Origin of the sequence: Granulicella sp. L60 (assembly GCF_009765825.1) — a bacterium.
GTDB lineage: Bacteria > Acidobacteriota > Terriglobia > Terriglobales > Acidobacteriaceae > Edaphobacter.
In genome coordinates this window covers 260,316-276,969 of record NZ_LMUR01000022.1, presented here as the reverse complement: position 1 = coordinate 276,969, position 16,654 = coordinate 260,316, and the positions used below count along the sequence as shown (strand labels likewise).

Below are 16,654 nucleotides of genomic sequence, written 5' to 3'. Positions count from 1 at the left end.
TGTCTCCGAGCCTCTTTTCCGCCCCACCCACGCTCACCAATCGCACCGGAGACCACTCATGCCGCAGTCCGCAATCCGCACCCTCCTCGCCGCAATCCTCCTTGCCGCAACCGCCGCCCACTCGCAGACCCCAACCAACACCACCCTCCTCGTCGATGTAGACCACCGCACCTCCACCTCACTCGACGGCGACTGGCACGCCATCGTCGACCCCTACTCCACCGGCCTCTACACCTTCCACCAGGAGATTCGCAAAGACGGCTTCTTCATGAACGCCCCCTTCGATCCCCACGGCGAACCCCACGACTACAACTTCGCCACCGCCCCCACACTCAAAGTCCCCGGCGACTGGAACACCCAGCGCCCCGACCTCCTCTACTACGAGGGCGTCGTCTGGTATCAAAAAGACTTCGACTTCACCCCGAAGCCCGACACCCGCACCTTCCTCCACATCGGCGCCGCCAACTACCGCTCCTTCGTCTGGGTCAACACAAAAAAAGTCTGCGAGCATGAGGGCGGCTTCACCCCCTTCGACTGCGACATCACCAGCGTCGTTACCCCCGGCAAAAACTTCGTCGTCATCTCCGTCGACGACACCCGCCTCGCCGACGGCGTCCCCACCCTCCAGACCGACTGGTGGAACTACGGCGGCCTCACCCGCGACGTCTCCCTCGTCACCGTCCCCACCCAGTTCATCGACGACTACGACCTCCACCTCAGCCGCACCGACCACTCCCTCATCGAAGGCTACGTCCACGTAGAAGGCGCGCCCGCCGGACTTTCGGTTGCAGTCTCGATCCCCGAACTCCAGGCATATGTCATTGCCAAAACCGACGAACAATCCAGAGCAATAATCTCCCTGCCCGTTAAATCCATCAGCCTATGGTCTCCGGAAAATCCTAAGCTCTACACAGTTCACATATCCCACAGCTTAACTATGCAGGGCGGAGCAACAGGCGACAGCGTTCGCCCGCGCCGCACGGCTCATTACGACCTCATTCAAACCCAGATCGGCTTCCGCACCATCGAAGCCCGCGGCACCCAGATCCTGCTCAACGGTAAACCCGTCTTCCTCCGCGGCGTCTCCGTCCACGCCGAAGCCCCCTACCGCACCGGCCGCGCCTACTCCGAAAAAGACGTCGACACCCTCCTCGGCTGGGCCAAAGAACTAGGCTGCAACTACATCCGTCTCGCCCACTACCCCCACGACGAACGCATGACCCGCGCCGCCGACCGCCTCGGCATCATGGTCTGGTCCGAGATCCCCGACTACTGGGCGCTCCAGTTCGACAACCCCGCCGTCCTCGCCAAATCCAAACAGCAGCTCTCCGAGATGATCCGCCGCGACCGCAACAAAGCCTCCATTGTCCTCTGGTCCGTCGCCAACGAAACCCCCAACAACGAAGCCCGCACCAAGTACCTCACCACCCTGGCCGACCTCACCCGCCAGCTCGACCCCACCCGCCTCGTCACCGCCGCCCTCCTCGTCCGCACCGAGAAGAATCCCGACGGCACCGGCACCACCAAGATCGTCGACGACCCGCTCGGCAAAGCCCTCGACGTCATCGGCACCAACGAGTACGTCGGCTGGTACGAGCAAAAACTCGCCGGCATCGACCACACCACCTGGGACATCCACTACCAGAAGCCCCTCATCATGTCCGAGTGGGGCGGCGACGCCCGCTTCGGCAACCACGCACCCGCCGGCACCACCGACCCCGCCATCTGGACCGAGGAGTATCAGGCCGAGCTCTACAAACACCAGATCGCCATGCTCCGCCGCATCCCGCAGCTCTCCGGCACCAGCCCATGGATCCTCATGGACTTCCGCTCCCCCCGTCGCCTCAACACCGGCATCCAGGACAACTTCAACCGCAAGGGCCTCGTCTCCGACCAGGGACAAAAGAAGCAAGCCTTCTCCATCCTCCAAAAGGCCTACCAGGACAAAGTCTTCGACAAACCCGAATAACCATAACCAAACGACCGCCGCGACTCAGCATCCCACAGCCGCGGCGGTCGTCTCTTCACTCTTTATCTTTCTCTTCGTCTTTCTCCGCCGGATGCCTTCGCTTCCACCACCAAGCCACCAGCCCCGCCACAAACGCAAACCCCGCCCCACCCGGCAGCAGATACTTCACCAGCCCCACCGGATCGTTCCAGAACAGATACTTCATCCACTCCCAAACGCTGCCCACCTGCACCGAGACATGCACCGTCTTACTCGGCAGCTGAATGTCTTCTTTATTCGCCCCCTCCGGATACACAAGCACCGCTCGTATCGTCAGCGTCCCATCCTGCGCTGGCTCTCGCGGCGTCACCCTCCATCGCCACTCCGCCGCTCCATCAATCGGCACCACCTGCACCGGGTCCGCCTGGCTCGGCTCAATCTTGAACTCATCCGGCTGATCCGAACTCAGCTCCACGCGCATCCTCGGAGACACCTTCAGCCCCACCGACTGCGCCCCCGCCTCCACGTGCGCCGCCACATCCTCATACCCATGCACCAGAACACTCGCCGCAAACGCACCCGGCAACGACACCTTCGCCGGAAACAGATAGTCCATCCTCCCCATCTTCAACTGCGACTCCCACCTCTGAATCGTCAGCACCTCGGCGTAAACACCATCCGCAGCCGCATCACCCCTTTGCCCCACAGGCTTCCCCGTACCGGTCTGAGGCTTCTCCTTACCCGGCGGCGCATCATGCTTCGGCAACGGAGTCCGAGCCGCATCGTGTGGACGCCCATCATCAGTCGTAGGCCGCTCCGCATTCGATGTAGGCCCGCCCACACCCGCAGGCCGACCCTCACCACTAGGAGCACCCGGCACATTCAACGCAGCCTGCTGCGCCCGAAGCTCGTTCAGCTTGCTCTCCATCTTCATAGCCTCGCCCGGCGAGTCAAGCGACGCAGCCATCCTTGCCTCCGCCATCTCCTGCTGCAGCCTCGATATCTCGAACTGCAACTCCATCGCACGCTGCCGCCGCTGTAGCTCAGCAGCCGACAAACTCTCCGCTCCCTTCACCGGCCACGGAGCCAGGTTGATCACACTCACCGCCGAAACTTTACGCCCCTTCGCATCCGTAGCCTCGCACGTCACACGAATCGGCCCCGGCGTCATCCCCGCCGTATCCAGCACTGCATTCTCCCCATCCAGTCCAAAGACCACCAGCTTGCCCATGCTGCTCGAAAAGCTGTATCGAAACGGACCTCCGTTCTTACTCGCCACCCGAGCCTTAACAAAAGCCTGCACTCCCGGATACACAACCGTGTTCGACACATCGCACGAGATCCCCGGCGCGTCCTGCAACCCCGCTCCAGTTCCCATCCCACCACGCGCAGGCACCACCCCGACCGACGCATCACCCCGCGCCCGCCCGCACAGCAACACACCCAGAATCAAAAAAGAAAAAAGAGGGGCCCGAAGTCCTTGTCGCATAGCGGCCTCCAGATGGCGAGTTCCAACATTCTCCCCCCAACCCCTGCCCGAGTCCACACCTTTCCCACCATGCTTACCAACCCTGCCAGCACCACCTCACACAAAAGAGTCGAAGACGCTCGCGCCCATCACAAACCCGCCATCTTCTTCTGCACCACCGGAGCCCACACATCCTGCGCCTCCGGCTCCATCGTCTTCGCCACATCAAGTGCACGCGTATACGCCGCCCTTGCCTCCGCCCCGCGTCCCGCCGCTACCAGCGCATCCCCAAGCGCCACCAGCGGATCGAACCCATCCGGCGCAATTGCCACTGCCTGCTGCGCCGCCTCAACCGCCCCCGCAGTGTCCTTCGCCTTCAACCGCGCACTCGACTCCTGCACAAAGCTCAGCGACGACGCCAGCGGCACCGCAAACGTCCCCTCGTACACCATCACACCATCCTGAATCCGCGTCTCCGGCTCTACCCCCACAAACCTCTGGTAAGGATTCAGCACCTTCGATCCAAACTCAAACCCATACAGATCCCCCGCGCTGATGAACACCGGCCCCGTAATCGTCGCCGGCACCGGATGCTGCACAGTCGACACATACGAGTCATACACCGGCAGCGCCTTGCACGGAATCCCATAGTCCTTCGTCTCAAGAAAAGGATCGGCGAAGTAAGCGATCCAGCACTCCTTGATCCCATGCTCATCCGTGTACCGCTTCACCGCGAGCAACTGCTGTGCCCAGTCCGCATTCGAGTCCGTCAGATACTTATACGTCTGCTTCGGCCCACCCCACGCCTCATTGGCATACGCCATATAGTTCGGATAAGCCCACGCCGAAGACACCACATGCATCGCCAGCAGCACGCCAACCGCAATCCCCCACCCACGACTCCATCCGCCGCGTTCCACTCCGCTCCTGCCAACACTCGACTCCACCAAAGCCCAGCATCCACCCGCCGCAAACACAGTCAGAAACACATACACCGGCAGAATATGCCGCGACCCGATGTTCAGGCTCGACCCCATCGCCACTACCAAATACAGCGCCGCCGGAATCATCAAAAACAAGATCTCCCGCCACCGTCGAAAACGCCCCACCACCACCGCGCCAGCCGCAACCAAAACCATCGCCAGCCAGCCCAGCGTCGATTTGATCAACAGCACCGCCGGGAAGTAGAACCATACCCCATGCTCATACACCTTACCGAAGATGAAGCTCTGCATCCCATTCGCCATCGCCCGCACATCCGCCAGCCCATACAGATACGACTCCGGCAGAATATGAAACCGTGCGAGTAACAATATCCCCTTCGCCTCCATCGGCTTCAGCGGAAGCACATACTCCGCCAGCGTAGGATCGAGCCGCAGCCCATCCGGCCGCGCGTTGTACCTGAATCCATAGAACACCCAGAGCACCGCCACCGCCATCACGCCGATCGCAGCCAGCGCGCCAATCATCCGTACCCCACGCCTCGCCCGCGTCCCCTCCGCCGCAGTCGAATCAAACCGAAACGCCACCTCGCACCCAGCCAGCAACACCAGCATCGGCAGCAGCAACACCGCAGAGTGCTTACTCGCCAGCGCCAACCCCGCCGCCAGCCCCGTCAACGCCAGCCTGCCCACCGTCGGCACCTTGCAGTACCGATAAAACGCATACACCGAAGCAAAGAAAAAACACGAGACCCCGGTATCCGTCGTAACAAACGCCCCATGCGCCAGTATGTTCGGCTCGAATGTCAGCGCCACCAGCGCAACAAACGCCGCCCACACCCCAAACATCTCCTGCGTCGCCAGAAACACCAGCAGCCCCAGCAGAATCGCCACAATCCCCGCCGCCAGCCGCACCCGGAACGTCAGCGTCTCCGCACTGTACTGCGGCGCGTTGCCGAACAGCAGCGCCTTGCCGCTCATGTACGCCTCTTCCTTGAAGAACCGATGCTGCAGCACCGGCACCTTCAACGGCAGTCCCAGCAGAGGCACCGTAGCCAGCATCTTCATCAGCGGAGGGTGTTCAGGATTCAGCCCGTAGTCATGAGTCTTCCACGACTCATAGCCCGCGAAGATGTGGTCACCCTCATCCCACGTCAGCGACTCCTGTCGCACCGTCAGGGCAAGTTGCAATCCAAACACCAGCAGAAGAAGGCAGACTCCGGCAATCACAGTAGAACGTCGCGGTTGAGTTTTCATAGGCCGCTCCATCCTAAACGACCGCCCCGCCCTTGTGCACCACTACATCCCAAGCCACTACATCTCCGCCCAGCGCCTCAGCAGGTTGTGGTACACCCCCGTCAACTTCACCCCAGCCGCATTACCCGGCACATCCACCGCCAGCCGCTGAATCGCCGTATCCAGATCGTAGAGCAGCGTCCTGTCCGCATCGCTGCGAACCATACTCTGCACCCAGAAGAAGCTCGACACCCTCGCCCCGCGCGTCACCGGGTCTACCCGATGCAGACTCGTCGCCGGATACAACACCATATGCCCCGCCGGCAGCTTCACGCTGTGCACCCCATACGTGTCCTCCACGCGCAGCTCGCCGCCGTCATACTCCTCCGGTGCAGAGAGAAACAACGTAGCCGAGACATCCGTCCTGATCCTCTGCCCCGTCGTCGCATTCGCCCGTATCGCCGTGTCCACATGAGTGCCAAAGTGTCCTCCACCCGCATACCGATTAAACATCGGCGGAAACACCCGCAGCGGAAGCGCCGCCGACATAAACAACGGCGACTGCGCCAGCGCACCCAGCACCACCTCGCCCAGCTTCACCGCCACAGGATGACCCTCCGGCAGTTGCAGATTAGCCTTCACGCTCTGCGCCTGGTAGCCGGCCGTCACCTTGCCGTCCACCCACTCCGCGGCATCCAGCGCCGCACGCGCCTGCGCTACCTCACTCGCACTCAACACATCCGGAATCGTAATCAGCATCGCAACTATCCTCTCACCTGGAACTCACCTGCAACCGATCCTTACATGCAAAAGTAAGTCGGCCAGAGTATATCCAGCCGACTCACTCCATCCACCCACAACCTTAGAACTTGAAGTTGACACCGATCAGAGCGCTCGCTCCCGCTCCCGGAATCAAGTGACTCGGATGCGGCAGATCGATGTAGTACCGGTTCAACAGGTTATACACATTCGCCTGTAGCTCCAGCCTGTCGGTCAAAGGCCGTCGCACCATCGCGTTGAAGACCCAGTATCCAGGCACCTGTTTCATCGCCGTCGACAGCACCTCATAGCACGTCGTCACCGTCACCCCGCAAGGCGCGGAGCCAGGCGCGAACGTCTGCGCCGGTCCATAGCTCGTCGGCACAAACGGCACTGTCGAACTCGCCGTACGGCTGCCCACATAGTTCCCGCCCACGCCGCCGTTCAGATGCCAACCCAGCCGATGTGTGATGAACAGATTGAACGTCTGCTTCGGCACATTCGCCAGCGGAAATCCAACCGACGTCGGATAGAACTTCGAGAAGATAACGTCGCTGTCGAGATACGCATATCCCGCCACCACGTCCATACCCTCGGGCAGCCGTCCCACCACGCTGAACTGCACGCCCTTCACCAACTGATTTCCCGCCGCAACGATGTTGTTCGAGTTCGTCGGATCGGTCTCGCGCGCATTGTCCTTCTCCGTGTGAAAGAATGCTCCTTCCATCAGCAGCCGCTCGTTCAGGAAGCTCCACTTCGCGCCCGCCTCATACGTCTCGTTCTCCTCCGGCGCAGCCGAGCTGTTCGCCAGCCCAATGCTCAAACTAAGCGACTCCGCCGCAGGATCAAAGCTCGTCGCATAGTCGAAGTAGAAACTTCCATGCGTCGATGGCTTATACACAAACGCGGCCCGATACGTTGGCTGCTCATCGATACGGCTGATCGGCGGAACGTTCGCCGTCACCGTCGCACCCGCAGGAGGCGTTGGCTGATAGAGGTTATAGCCAGTGTCGAAGCGATCCCATCTAACGCCTCCGCTCAACTCAAACAAACGACCCAGCTTGATCGTATCGACAAAGTACAGCCCCACACTATCCGACTTCGTATGAACCACCGAAGAGATATACCCCGTGCCCCCGAACGGCTGCTGCGCATTCGGATCGATCAACATAGCCGTCGGCACCGTGTTGATCTTGTTGATGGTATAGCTGTAGCGAATCGGATTCGAGATCTCCTGTCCGCCTTCGACTCCAGCCACCAGGGCATGACGTATACCAAAGGTGTTGAATCGCGCCGTCACTTCGGTCTGGTCCCAGAGATCGCCCTCGACGCTCTTTGTCTGAATCTGATTTCGATTCACGATGATCGAACTCAGATCGCTCGCGCCCGTGTAAGCACAGGGCAACGCCGTATTCACCGCGGACGTCGGCAGGCTGGATACAAACCCGCCTACCGGTACGCTCAGCGGAGCGTTCGAGCAGATCTGCGGCTCCGTAATCTGCGCCTGCCGCGGATAGTTCGCCGCACGCGCAATCATATGCAGATTCAGATTCGGCGAAAACTCATGCTCCACCTTCAACGTCAGAATGTCATCGTTCGTCTTCAGGTAGTTCTCATCGGGAAAGCCATAGTAGTTATGCCGTATCGAACCTGGCGCAAGCTTGTTGTTGAACCAAGGTAGACCGTAGTCCGGCGTATCGCTCTCCGTAATGTGAAAGTAGCTCAGCGTCGCCCGCGTCGGCGTGTTCATGCCGATCGAGACCGAAGGCGCAAGTCCGAACCGCCTCACCTCGGCATAGTCGCGTCCCGCAACGCCGCCCTCCTGCGCCATCACATTCACGCGATACGCCGTGCCGCCGAGCACATCCATCTCCGGCTCGTTGATGTCGGCCGTAACGCGCCGCGTCAAATCAGTACCAAACTGCGCCTGCACCCGCACGAACTGCTGCGCCTGTGGAACCTTGCTCTCCTGGTTGATCACGCCGCCCGTAGCACCACGGCCAAACTCAACCCCGGCAGGCCCTTCCAGCACATCAACCTGCTCGTAGTTGAACGAGTCGCGATAGTAGCTGCCGAAGTCACGAACGCCATCGAGAAAAATATCGTTCCGCGCCGTAAATCCCCGGATGGTCAGATTGTCTCCCTGCGCTCCCGCCTCACCCGCCGCCATGCTGATGCCGGGCACATTCCGCAGCGCGTCCTTCAGCGTCGAAACACCCTCATCCTGCATCACAAACTGCGGCACCACGCTGATGCTCTGCGGCGTATCCAGCAGCGGCTCCGGAAACTTCGTCAGCGAAACCGAATTTGTCACAGAGTCCGTTACAGATATCGTGTCCTTCGACTGCACCCCGACCAGCATCGTCGCAGCATCTTCCACTCGATAGTTCAGCCCCGTCCCATCCAGCAGAAGCCGAAGCGCCTCATCCTCGCGATACAGCCCCACCACTCCCTGCGAGTTGAACCCCGCCAGCGTCCCCGCCGGAAGCACAATCTTCACCGTCAGCCCGGTAGCATGCTCATACGCCTTCACCGCCGCGTCCAACGGTCCGGCAGGGATATCAAACCGCTTCAACGGCAGCGTCGATCCCGCCCCGTCCGCAGCCGTCGGATCCGTCTTCACCGCCGATGCCAGCGCCGACTTCGTCCCACCCGCAGCCGCATACGCCGCCAGCGTCCCCACGGTGATCCATCCGCGTCCTCGTCCTAACATCGCCCGGTTCTTGCCTGCCGCCGTCTTATGAGCCTTGTGCTTCATAGCTGCGTTCTCCTCAAAGTCCATTCCAAATTCGGCAGGGGCCAGTCGCGTTCTAGGATCAAGCAAACAAATCTCAAGACAACAGATCCAGGACAACAATCCAGAACAACAATCCAGAACAACGCCAGCCCTCTACAGTCCATCCACAGCAGACAATGCGAGGCAAAAACAAACGCACCTCGTCCTTGACCGCTAACCCTCGAAGTCCGGCTGGATAATAATCTCAGCCAACAAAAACTCGAGGCACTTCCCTGATTGAGTGGAGTTTTGAACCGAAGTTGAACAGCCCGGAAGGCGAACCTTATAATGCAGGCAGCCTACGGCCTCTTCGGCTGTAGCTTCCAGGTCCTCGCGGTCTCCGCCAAGAGATAATCCGCGGGGATCTGGCCATCGCTCTCCAATCCCAAACACATATTTTTGCTGCTAAAACTGCGATAAAACGAATATACGACAGAGACGGTCGCATATCAAGTATATATCCGACAAATCCAGTCCTTTATTCAAGATCACATAAACCAAGCCCAAACCAATCTCCCAACACAATCGCACAGACCAAAAAAAGTGGAGACCGAAGTCTCCACTTTGAATAACAAACCAACTGCAAGTTAGTTGATCGTAGGTTAGAAGTTCACCTTCAGCTGGAACTCCGTCGTACGCGGGCCACCCTGATCGAAGGTACCTGAGTTACGCGTGGTTCGTGCTTCGTTGAGCACGCCCTGATTGTTCGGCCCATTGTAGTAACCCGGCGTATTGGCATCACCAGTATTCAACAGAACGCCCGTTGCATTGCCGACGATGCCATCAATAGGTCCGAAGTTGCTCATGTTGAATACGTTGTACATGGCAACTCCAGGGACGATGCTCAGACCTTCACGCACTCGGCTGAGTCTGATCGGGTAGTTCGCGCTGAGATCGAATGTACGAAGAGCAGCGTCGCTCAACGGCTTGGAAGGAGCGGCAGCTAATGGCTGCTGAACTCCACCCAAAGCGACAAGTTGCGCCTGAGTCATGAGACCAGCAGCAATCAGTGCCTGACCTGCCGGAGTCGGCGTACCGGCCATGGTGGCGTTGTAGTTATTGATCAGCTTGTTGAGGCCTCCACCCTTGATCTGGTGCATATAGTACCCAACATTGGTCCCTGGGACCAGATCGCCTACACTCCCGTCGCCGTCCACGTCCGTTTGGAAGATCTGTCCCGTCGTTCCCTGCGTTGTGTCTAGAGTAAGAGAGGTAGCAGGAGCGGAGAAGAAGTGACCAATCATTGCAACCTGTAAACCATATTTGATTGCGAGACTGCCACCAAAACTCAACTCGTTGGTATGGTCGAGAGGACTACGGCCGAGGTAACGATTGGGATCATCGTTATCGAACGAAGGAGCTCCACCGAAGAACTGATCGGAGGGGTTGGTCCCGGCGTTACCACTAACAATGCGGGAGAGATTGTAAGAGATCTGCACGTTGCTGCTTACAATGCCCGGAGCTGGATGGGACTTCTGCTGCTGCAGAACCACCTGGAGAGCATCGTATCCAGAACGTCCGATCGGGAGGATGAACTTACCTGAGCCAACGTTGGGGTTGGTACCCGGAAACGCTGCGCCCGTAGCTGGGGTGAAACCAGCGTACGAGGCTGCGACTCCGCCAAGAGAAACAGCTCCAGAATCAAGACCTCCGGAGAGAGGATTGCCGTTTGCATCATACTGAGCCTGCGCGAAGGTACCGATCTTGGCGCCTGCAGCGATGGCGCAAGTGATAGCCGCCGAAGAAGCTCCACCAGCGCATCCAAGACTCGCGGTTGTAACAGCAATCGCGTTTGTCGCGGCAGCAGTATTGAGCGTACGGGCTGCTCCGTTATGGTTGACATCCTGCGTGAGTGGAATCTTTAGCGTTGCGTTGTGGACATAATCGGCGCTTAAGATTAAGCCCTTGCTAAGCTCACGCTGAATCCCGCCATTGAACTGAATGGAGTACGGGCTCTTGTACGGACCCGCGTAAATATTATTTGCATACAGTCCACTTCCAGTGCCGATGTAAGAGGGATTGGGACCCGGAACATTCGCTACCTTCGCCTGATATTCAGCTTTGATAGCGTTAAGTTCTGGCGCCGCCTTGCCTATCGACTCGCTAAGGATCGTCGAGACCGGAGTTCCGTCTGGCGCTGCTGAGACTACGCCGTAGCCCGGCAGAGAGATGCTCGATGCCCCCTGTTGTGCGAGACCCTCATTTTGAGACGGGAAGTCCGAATTAACAGACTCGGTGCGTGAGTTACCAGTGTTGTTGAAGACGCTGCTCTCGTAGAAGATACCAATTCCGCCGCGAAGGGACGTCTTATGATCTCCGGGGCTGAAGTTGAATCCGAACTGCGGCCCAAAGTTGGCATAAGGCTGATGGGTTCTTACACCGAGGCCAGCTTGATACTGGTCAAACAGCGGAGTGTTTCCCGTGCATCCGGCAAACTGGAGCGATGGATCTACGCTCGAGCAGAGGGGTGTAGCCAGGTCCTGGTTGGCGCGGTCGGTATCGACGCTCCAACGTAGACCAGCAGTAAGCGTCAAGGACGAGGCTGCCTTCCAGGTGTCGGCAATGTAGGTTGCAAACCGCCAGCTAGGGGTAAGACCTCCAGCTAGGCCGAAGCCGGGACGCTCGGAGAAAAGGCTATTGCCGTTACCGATGTAGTAGTAGGACGCAATATAGTCAAGCGGATTAGCTATATTTCCACCCGGCGCGAGATTCTGAGTGGTAGCGCTCAGGTCAGAATAGAGAGATGCTCCGAAGAACTCAGCGAAGCCGCCGCTGGCCAGACGGTTCATGTCGAAACCGAACTTGACAGTGTGCGCTCCCTTGGTCCAGGTACCGTCATAACGGAACTGCTTGTCGGTCTGGAAGGTACCCTGCGGTGCGAGGTAATTGGGGCCAGCGTTCAAGCTGCCGGCCAGCGTGAGACTGCCGCCCACGGCGGGTCCCGAGGGATTGTAAATGGAGCTGCCAGCCGCCGCAGTACCATCCTCGAGCAGGTTATGGAACTTCTCATAACCGCCACGGAAGGAGTGCGTGAACTTACCAGTGGTGAAGTCTGCACCACCAACCAGACCCGGGACATTATCCCTGTTCTGATAGAGCTGATAAGGAGTGAGGCCGAAGGTAGCTAGGTCGGAGTTGACGCTATACACGCCACGTACAAAGAAGTGGATTCCCTTGGGCCCCTGGTAGTCCAGGCGTGCCATGCTGAAGTTGTCCGTAAACGGAGCGGGAACGAAAGGAAATTGGCTGAGAATGGGCTGAAAGACCGGGCTGGCGCCGAGTGCAACGTCCTCTTCATGCTGCAGGATGCGCTCAAAACCGCCGAAGAAGAAGAGCTTGTCCTTGATAATCGGACCGCCGACGTAGCCGCCGAACTGGTTGCGTTGGAAGGGAGCCTCTAGGCCTCCAACGTCTGCTGCGCCCGCACGCGCATCCTGAAAGTTATAGAAAGCATTTCCGTGGAATGCGTTAGTACCCGCTCGAGTCGAGACGAGCACCTGACCGGTCGAGGTTACCGAACCAGAGACGTCTTGCGTGGAGCGATTGAGCTGAAACTCTTCGACTGGACCGGATGGTACGTTGTAGATCGTGGTACCGACGGTCTCGTCGGTGATGTCCTGACCGTCAAGAAGAATACGTGTCGTACGTCCGCCGACACCGCTCACCGAGATGGCAGAGTAACCGGCCTTGGTAGGGTCGAAGCTCTGACCGGATTGAAGAACAACGCCAGGCTGAAGCTGGGCATAGTCTAGAATGTCGCGGCCGTTGACCGGAAGAGAGTCGATCTGTTCGCGGTTGACGATACCCGCAACACCGATCTGATCCGTATTCACCTGAAGCGCTCCAGCGTTGACCTCAACCGTCTCGGTCGAGGACCCTAGGGTCAGTTTGAAGCTTCCAGGTGTCGCAGTACCGGTGTGTACAGTCGTCGCGACCTCCAGCTGTTGAAAGCCGGAGCGAGAAATAGTGACAGTATATGGTCCGGGATTTAGAGGGCCGACGCTATAGAATCCAGCCGAGTCCGTAGTCGTTGTCTTCAAAGAGCCCGTATCCGTACCTTTGATGGTGACGGTCGCGCCTGGAACAACAGCTCCGCTGGGATCCGTAATGCTTCCCTGAATCGCGCCGCCGTTCACGGAGGTCGCTTGTCCGTAGCCCAGAAACGCGGTGGCGAATAACAACGTCATCAATGTCAAAAACTTCTTCATTGTCCCTGTTCTCCTGTGAGCGGCTTCGACTCTATCGCTAAATTCGAATACGTCACGTTTTGTCACGGAATATTATCTGAAAGTGGGATAGCACATGGAGGGCCAAACGGAAAGAAAGATATAAATTTTATCAAAGCCTGTTTTTATCAGTGCTTTAACAACAACAGCCAAAACCGCTACCAGGCAGACCATTCACTGTTTTATGAATTCCAAGATTCTTTATTCCAAATTTAGTATTTATCGATGAGCGCCTTGTATCGCCCGCCGATGATCCGCGTAAAGGCCGAGCCCCAACACGATCGAATCAGAATCGCCCATGACAGCCGCCGATATAACCCAATCGGACCCTGGTTTAGGGTTCAGGATCTGCCACCTCAATGCCCCGGCTCTCGCCAGCCAAACCATCTATAATAGATACATAAACCCATGGCAGACGAACAGAACCCCGGACTCCCCCTCACGCCCCCGAATAACCCCGAAAACCCCGACGGCACTCCCCCCAGCACCGTCCAGGGCCGCGGCGCCGCCTTCATGCTCTCTATCAATATTGAAGAGGAGATGCGTCGGTCGTATCTCGACTACTCCATGTCGGTCATCATCGGCCGCGCCCTGCCAGACGTCCGCGACGGCCTCAAGCCCGTCCACCGGCGCATCCTCTATGGCATGCAGGAGATGGGCCTCCAGTTCAACAAGAAGTACACCAAGTCCGCCAAGGTCGTCGGCCACGTCATGGGTAACTACCATCCCCACGGCGACTCCGCCATCTACGACACCATGGTCCGCCTCGCCCAACCCTTCAGCCTCCGCTACCCACTCGTAGACGGCCAGGGCAACTTCGGCTCCGTCGACGGTGACCCACCCGCGGCCATGCGCTACACCGAATCCCGCCTCACCCGCATCGCCAGCGAGATGCTCGCCGACATCGATTCCGACACCGTAGACTTCGCACCCAACTACGATGAGTCCACCCTCGAGCCCACCGTCCTGCCCGCGCGCATCCCCAACCTCATCGTCAACGGCTCAGGCGGCATCGCCGTCGGCATGGCGACCAACATCCCGCCACACAACCTCACCGAGGTCGTCAACGCCTGCATCGCGCTGCTCTCGAAGTCCCCGCAAGACCACCGCCCCGACCTCGAACTCGTCCTCGAGCACGTTCTCGGCCCCGACTTCCCCACGGGCGGCTTCCTCTTCGGCAAGGCCAACATCCCCAACGCCTACCGCACCGGCCGCGGTCGCTTCATGATGCGCGCCAAGGCCTCCATCGAAAACATCTCCGGCGGACGCCAGGCCATCATCGTCACCGAGATCCCCTACCAGGTCAACAAGTCCAAGCTCATCGAGCGCATCGCCGAGCTCGTCAACGAGGGCATCATCACCGACATCGCCCGCGACGAGTTCCGCGACGAGTCCGACCGCGACGGCATGCGCATCGTCATCGGCCTCAAGCGCGGCGCCGAGCACCAGATCGTCCTCAACCAGCTTCACAAGCACACCCAGATGCAGGACTCCTTCTCCATGATCTTTCTGGCCGTCCACAACGGTCAGCCCAAGGAGCTCCCGCTCGACCAGGCTATCCGCGCCTTCCTCGACCACCGCACCGAAGTCGTCCGCCGCCGCACCGCCTTCCTCCTCAACAAGGCCCGCGACCGCGAACACATCCTGCTCGGCTACCAGATCGCGCTCGATCACCTCGACAACGTCATCCGCATCATCCGCCAGTCCACCAGCCGCGCCGACGCCCGCGAGAACCTCTTCAGCTACTTCTCCAACAAGCGCATCAACCTCCGCGGCACCGAGCTCGCCGGCATCACCCTCGACCCAGCCAAGTACAACGTCGACCTCACCTTCTCCACCACCGGCACGCTCATCCTCAGCTACCGCCAGGTCGACGCCATCCTCGAGCTGCAGCTCTACCGCCTCACCCAGCTCTCCATCGACGAGCTCCTCAAAGAACTTGCCGAAGTCCGCGACAACATCGCCGAGTTCGAATCCATCCTCGCCTCTCCCGCAAAGCTCCGCAAGGTCATCGTCAAAGAGCTCACCGAGATCCGCGACAAGTACGGCGACGCCCGCCGCACCACCATCATCGACGAGACCGCCGAGCTTCAGCTCGAAGACCTCATCGCCGACGAGCAGGTCGCCGTCACCGTCTCCAACACCGGCTACCTCAAGCGCACCCCCATCTCTATCTATAGACAGCAGCGTCGCGGCGGCACCGGACGTCTCGGCATGAAGACCCGCGAAGAGGACTTCGTCGCCCAGCTCATCATCGACTCCACCCACGCCTATCTCCTCTGCTTCACCAACACCGGCCGCGTCTACTGGCTCAAGGTCTACGAAGTCCCCGACATCGGCGCCGCAGGCAAGGGCAAGGCCATGGCCTCCCTCGTCGCCCTCCAGCCCGGAGAAAAAGTCGTCACCATCCTCCCCGTCCGCGACCTCGCCGAAGACAACAAGTTCGTCCTCTTCGCCACCCGCAACGGCACCGTCAAGAAGACCCCGCTCAAGGACTTCTCCAACGTCATGGCCCGCGGCATCATCTCTATCAACATCGAGAAGGACGACGAGCTCATCACCGCCCGCATCACCGACGGCCAGCAGGTCATCTTCCTCGCCACCCACGACGGCATGGCCATCCGCTTCAACGAGACCGACCTCCGCCCCATGGGCCGCCCCGCCACCGGCAACCGCGGCATCTCCCTCAAAAAGGGAGACTACGTCATCGGCGCCGCCGTCACCCCATCCAACGAGGCACGCAACAAGCAGCGCCTCGAACTCGCCGCCTCCAAGGGCCTCACCAACCAGGTCGAAGCCGCCATCGGCGAGGCCACCGAGTCCACCTCCGCCACCCCGCTCGAGCTCTCCGGCGACCCATCCGAGCTATCCGCTCCCGTCGTCTCCGAAGAGGTCACCGCCAAACTCGAAAAGCTCGACAAGCAGCTCGGCCTCACCCCCTGCCTCGTCCTCTCCATCAGCGAGAACGGATACGGCAAACGCACCGACGTCGACGCCTACCGCCTCCAGACCCGCGGCGGCAAGGGCGTCATCAACATGAAGGCGACCCCCAAGATCGGTAAGGTCACCGGCATCAACCTCGTCGACGAGACCAGCGAACTCATGCTCATCAGCCAGTTCGGCAAGATCATCCGCATCGACACCAAATCCATCCGCGCCGCCGGCCGCAGCACCAGCGGCGTCAAACTCCTCGACCTCGACGCCGACGACAAGGTCGCCGCCGCCGTAGTCATCCCCCCGGAAGAAGCCAAAATCCAACCCGAAGAAGGCACCCTCCTGCAGTAATTCGTTTAGGAATGT

At 59.6% G+C, this 16,654-nt stretch carries 7 protein-coding genes; 2 read left to right on the top strand and 5 right to left on the bottom strand.

Translation table 11 applies throughout. The features are described 5' to 3' along the window. Positions 1 to 58 precede the first annotated feature (58 nt). Entirely contained in the window at positions 59 to 1,969 is a 1,911-nt protein-coding gene (locus tag GSQ82_RS22155; protein WP_158794464.1) for a glycoside hydrolase family 2 protein, read from the top strand. A 55-nt stretch (positions 1,970 to 2,024) separates the two neighbouring features. On the opposite strand, the gene GSQ82_RS22150 is transcribed toward GSQ82_RS22155, so the two are convergent. From GSQ82_RS22150 to GSQ82_RS22130, 5 genes are all read right to left on the bottom strand, one after another. After that, the gene (locus GSQ82_RS22150; protein WP_158794463.1) at positions 2,025 to 3,437 is read right to left on the bottom strand and encodes a hypothetical protein; all 1,413 of its coding nucleotides are present in this window, start codon (positions 3,435 to 3,437) and stop codon (positions 2,025 to 2,027) included. A 128-nt stretch (positions 3,438 to 3,565) separates the two neighbouring features. Continuing rightward, positions 3,566 to 5,614: a glycosyltransferase family 39 protein gene (locus tag GSQ82_RS22145; protein ID WP_158794462.1), complete on the bottom strand. Its 2,049-nt coding sequence runs from the start codon at positions 5,612 to 5,614 to the stop codon at positions 3,566 to 3,568. 57 nt (positions 5,615 to 5,671) lie between these two features. Next, positions 5,672 to 6,352: a Fe2+-dependent dioxygenase gene (locus tag GSQ82_RS22140; RefSeq protein ID WP_158794461.1), complete on the bottom strand. Its 681-nt coding sequence runs from the start codon at positions 6,350 to 6,352 to the stop codon at positions 5,672 to 5,674. Positions 6,353 to 6,455: 103 nt separating this feature from the next. Continuing rightward, positions 6,456 to 9,110, bottom strand: a complete 2,655-nt coding sequence (locus tag GSQ82_RS22135) for a TonB-dependent siderophore receptor (protein WP_158794460.1) — start codon at positions 9,108 to 9,110, stop codon at positions 6,456 to 6,458. Positions 9,111 to 9,730: 620 nt separating this feature from the next. Beyond that, the gene (locus GSQ82_RS22130) at positions 9,731 to 13,336 is read right to left on the bottom strand and encodes a TonB-dependent receptor (protein ID WP_158794459.1); all 3,606 of its coding nucleotides are present in this window, start codon (positions 13,334 to 13,336) and stop codon (positions 9,731 to 9,733) included. 426 nt (positions 13,337 to 13,762) lie between these two features. Here GSQ82_RS22130 and gyrA point away from each other — a divergent pair, with 426 nt between their 5' ends. Further along, positions 13,763 to 16,639, top strand: a complete 2,877-nt coding sequence (gene gyrA / locus GSQ82_RS22125) for a DNA gyrase subunit A (protein ID WP_158794458.1) — start codon at positions 13,763 to 13,765, stop codon at positions 16,637 to 16,639. Positions 16,640 to 16,654 lie beyond the last annotated feature (15 nt).